The sequence below is a fragment of the Cupriavidus sp. R6-3 genome (genome assembly GCF_059772245.1).
This window is the reverse complement of the sequence record NZ_JCBAJO010000315.1, coordinates 1-4325: the sequence shown is the minus strand read 5'-3', so window position 1 is coordinate 4325 and position 4325 is coordinate 1. Positions and strand designations below refer to the sequence as shown.

Here is a 4325-nt window from a genome sequence, read left to right as displayed (position 1 = left end):
GGGGGATTCGAGTTGGCTCATGGTGATACGGCTCCCGTGGTTCGAGGTGTTCCTGATTTCGTCTTGGTTTGGTTTTGGTATGTGTTGTCGCGCATTGCGGGCGCGGCAATCGGGCTCATGCCGCCTGCCGTTGCCCCTGCCCTTGTTCAAGCGCCCGCTGCGCGTCGCGTTCGGCGACCAGCGCGCGCAGCCGCGGAATCAGCTCGCGGCCGTAGTCGATCGCATCGTCGAGCGGATCGAAGCCGCGGATCAGGAAGGTGGTGACGCCGAGGTCGTAGTAGTCGAGCAGCGCGTGCGCGACCTGTTCGGGCGTGCCGACCAGTCCGGTCGAATTGGAGCGGCCGCCGGTCTCGCGCGCGATCGCGGTCCACAGCCGGGTATCGACGCGATCGCCCTGCTCCGCGGCGGCCAGCAGGCGGCGTGCGCCCTCGCTCTGCTGCGGCCCGCCGCGGCTGTAGCCCTGCTGCACGCGCAGCGCGCGGGTGCGTTCGAGAATGCGGTCGGCACGCTCCCAGGCCTTCTGCTCGGTGTCCGCCAGCACCGGGCGGAACGACACCGAGAAGCGGATCTGGCGGCCGTGCTTCGCCGCCTCGGCACGAACCCGCGTGGTCAGCTCGCGCACCTGCTCCAGCGATTCGCCCCACAGCGCATAGACGTCGGCGTGCTTGCCGGCGACTTCGATCGCCGGCGCCGAAGCCCCGCCGAAGTAGATCGGCACATGCGGCCGCTGTGCGGGCTTGACCTCGGAGAAGCCGCGCTGGAAGCGGTAATAGCGGCCCTCGTGATCGAAGGGCGCGTCTTCGGTCCAGATGCGGCGCAGGATGCCGAGATATTCGTCGGTGCGCGCATAGCGCTCGTCGTGATCGAGATAGTCGCCATCGCGCTTCTGCTCGTCGTCCGAGCCGCCGGAGATCACATGCACGCCGAGCCGGCCGCCGCTGAACTGGTCCAGCGTCGCGATCTGCCGCGCGGCCAGCGTCGGCGCGGTAAAGCCGGGGCGATGCGCCAGCATGAAGTGAATGCGCTCGGTCACTGCGGCCGCATACGAGATCGTCAGCGTGGCCGACGGCCCGGTGGAATGATGCGGCACCAGGATGCGGTCGAAGCCGGCCTGCTCATGCGCCTGCGCGAAAGCCCGCACATAGTCGCGATCGACGGCGGGCCCGCTGGGTGGATGGATCTCGGATTGCTTCTGGCTCTGGATCATGCCGATGATGTCGACGCTCATGGGTTCTCCTGTGTCGCCCGCTGCAGCCACGGCGGCGGAATCTGGCGACAAACGTAAGGCAAACCCGCGCGCGGCCGAACGAATAAAAACGAGACTCCATATTCGATTTGCATCGTTCATCGAAGCGGCATCGCGGCGTTACGCTAGGCGCCGATCCGAATCCGCACAGGGAACCACCGCCATGCCTTCCTCCGCCTTGCGCCGGCTGCCGAGCAGCGAGCCGCGCCTCGATGAAACGCTGGATGTCTTGCGTGCCACCTTCTCCGCCAACGCCGCGCGGCACGATGCCGACGGCAGCTTCGCGCACGAGAACTTCGCGCTGCTGCATCGCCATGGCCTGATCGCGCAGGTCGTCCCGCAAGCCCATGGTGGCGGCGGCGCGAACCTGGCGCAGGCGCGCCGCATCGTTGGGGCAGTGGCGGCGGGAGATGCCGCCACCGCGCTGGTGCTGACGATGACCTATCTGCAGCACCGCGCGATCGCGCGCGACGACCGGCATTGGCCTTCGGCGGTCGCGCAACAGGTGTTCGACAGCGCCGTGTCCGAGGGCGCGCTGATCAACGCGCTGCGCGTCGAGCCCGAACTGGGCTCGCCTTCGCGAGGCGGACTGCCGGGCACGGTGGCGGCGCGCACCGCCGACGGCTGGCGGCTGCGCGGGCGCAAGCTCTATTGCACCGGCATCCCGGCCCTGCGCTGGCTGGCGGTCTGGGCGCGCACCGACGAGCCGCAGCCGCGCGTCGGCGTGTTCCTGGTGCCGGGTCCTGCCGATCCGGCACGCGGCATTCGCGTGATCGAGAACTGGAACCACCTGGGGCTGCGCGCGTCGGGCAGCCACGAGACGGTGCTGGACGATGTGTGGATTCCGCCGGAATATGCGGTCGACATCCGGCCGCCCGAGCAATGGGCGCCGGCGGCCGCCAGCCAGGCCGATACCGACGGCAATGCCGATCAGCAGGCCTGGATGGTGGTGCTGCTCGGTAGTCTCTACGAGGCAGTGGCGCGCGCAGGCTTCGACTGGATTCGCGACTTCGTGCGCAACCGTGCGCCGGCAAGCCTGGGCGCGCCGTTGGCGACCCTGCCTCGCGTACAGCAAACCATCGGAGAAATCGCCGCGCTGCTGCAGGCAAACCGGGCGCTGCTCGACGACGCGACCGCGCGCGTCGATGCCGGCCGGCCGCCGTCATTCGGCGACAGCGGGCTTTTGAAATTCACAGTGACCGGCAACGCCATCCGCGCGGTCGAACTGGCGCTGCAACTGGCCGGCAATCATGGGCTGAGCCGCAACAACCCGCTGGAGCGCCACTATCGCGACGTGCTCTGCAGCCGCGTCCATACGCCGCAGGACGACGCGATCCTGATTGCAGCGGGCAGGCACGCGCTGGCATGAGGCCGACGGTCGTAAAGGCACGCTCGTAAAGTCATGCGCATAGAAGTCACGCTCATGAAGCGGGGCGCCCGGCGATATGCTCGCTGGCGCCGCGCTCCAGCAGGCGAGCGGCCTGCTCCGCCGGCACCGGCGGACTGAACAGGTAGCCCTGCCCCTCGTCGTAGCCCTCCTCACGCACCGCGGCGAGCTGGCTCGCGGTCTCGATGCCCTCGGCGGTGGTGACAAGCTTGAACGCCGCGCCGAGGCTCGCCACCGCGTGCAGGATCGCGCGCCCCTCGTTGCCGCCGTGAAGATCGGTGACGAAGGAGCGATCGAGCTTGATCTTGTCGAAGGCAAAACTGCGCAGATAGCCCAGCGACGAATAGCCGGTGCCGAAGTCGTCCATCGCAATGCGCACGCCGATCTGGCGCAGCGCCTGCAGCGTCGACAGGTTCGACTGGCTCTCCTGCAGCAGCACCGATTCGGTGATCTCCAGTTGCAGCCGTTGGGGCGATATCCCTGCGTCGCGCAGCGCCTGCCGCACCGTATCGACCAGCGCCGGATCGCGGAACTGCAGCGGCGACAGGTTGACGGCCATCGACACCGACGCCGGCCACGCCGCGGCCTGCCGGCACGCCTCGCGCAACACCCAGGCGCCGAGCGGCACGATCAGGCCGGTTTCTTCGGCCATCGGCACGAACTCGGCCGGCGAAATCATGCCGCGGTCGGGATGCTGCCAGCGCAGCAGCGCCTCGAAGCAGCGGATCTGTCCCGAACGGAGGTCGTACACCGGCTGGTAATGCAGCAGGAACTGTTCGTCGGCCAGCGCCTGGTGCAGATCGCGCTTGATCGCCACGCGGGCGCGCAGTTGCGCGTCCATGTCGGCGTGGAAGGCCAGCACGCTGGACGCGCCCTCGCGCTTGGCGTGGTCGAGCGCGATATCGGCGGCGCGCAGCAGGTCGTCGGGCCGGTCGCCGTGTTCCGGCGCGAGCGCAATGCCGACGCTCGCGCCGATGGTGACGGTATGCCCTTCGATCGTGAACGGCTCGGACAGGCATCCCTGGATGCGGCGCGCCAGCGCGGCCGCCTGCTCGCCATCGGCCACGGGCGTCTGTACCACCACGAATTCGTCGCTGCCCAGCCGCGCGACGGTATCGGCCTCGGTCAGGCAACTGCGCAGCCGGTCGGCAACCTGGCGCAGCACGGCGTCGCCGACCGCATGGCCGAAGGTATCGTTGACGGCCTTGAAGCCGCTCAGGTCGAGGCAATGCAGGGCGGCGCGGCTGCGCTCGCGCAGCAGCAGGTCCAGATGCTCGCGCAAGGCGACGCGATTCGGCGTGCCGGTCAGCGCATCGTGCCGGCTCAGATAGGCCAGGTGCTGTTGCGCGGCCAGGCGCTCCTGTTCGGCGCGGCGCCGTTCGGTGATGTTGCGGAAGAAGATCGACAGGCCCTCGGGCGTCGGATAGGCGTGCACCTCGAGCCAGATCGCCAGCGGCGGCAGGTATTCCTCGAAGGCCACCGGCACCTGCTCGTCCAGGGCGCGCCGGTAGTGCCGCGCGAACACGCCGTCCGCTTCCTCGGGAAACATGTCCCACAGGCTGCGGCCGATGGCGGGAGCGCGCTCCTGCAAGGCGCGCGCGGCGTTGCCGTTGAAGTAGGTCAGGCGCCAGTCGCGATCGATCACGATCACGCTGTCCATGGTGCTCTCCAGCACCGCGGACAGCCGCTGGG

The 4325-nt window shown here is 69.0% G+C and carries 3 protein-coding genes; 1 reads left to right on the top strand and 2 read right to left on the bottom strand.

What is annotated here, in order from left to right; genetic code table 11:
• Positions 1–115: 115 nt before the first annotated feature.
• Positions 116–1228: an LLM class flavin-dependent oxidoreductase gene (locus tag AC6EI8_RS24665; RefSeq protein ID WP_498383147.1), complete on the bottom strand. Its 1113-nt coding sequence runs from the start codon at positions 1226–1228 to the stop codon at positions 116–118.
• A gap of 181 nt (positions 1229–1409) precedes the next feature.
• Here AC6EI8_RS24665 and AC6EI8_RS24660 point away from each other — a divergent pair, with 181 nt between their 5' ends.
• Positions 1410–2615, top strand: coding sequence for an acyl-CoA dehydrogenase family protein (locus AC6EI8_RS24660; RefSeq protein WP_226105365.1), 1206 nt, complete (start codon positions 1410–1412; stop codon positions 2613–2615).
• A gap of 52 nt (positions 2616–2667) precedes the next feature.
• Here AC6EI8_RS24660 and AC6EI8_RS24655 read toward each other — a convergent pair.
• The coding region (locus AC6EI8_RS24655) for a putative bifunctional diguanylate cyclase/phosphodiesterase (RefSeq protein ID WP_498383146.1) at positions 2668–4325 on the bottom strand (1658 nt) is incomplete at its 5' end.

Coding starts and splice junctions, on each gene's coding strand:
- AC6EI8_RS24665 (WP_498383147.1), bottom strand. CDS start 1,228: ATGAGCGTCGACATCATCGGCATGATCCAGAGCCAGAAGCAATCCGAG.
- AC6EI8_RS24660 (WP_226105365.1), top strand. CDS start 1,410: ATGCCTTCCTCCGCCTTGCGCCGGCTGCCGAGCAGCGAGCCGCGCCTC.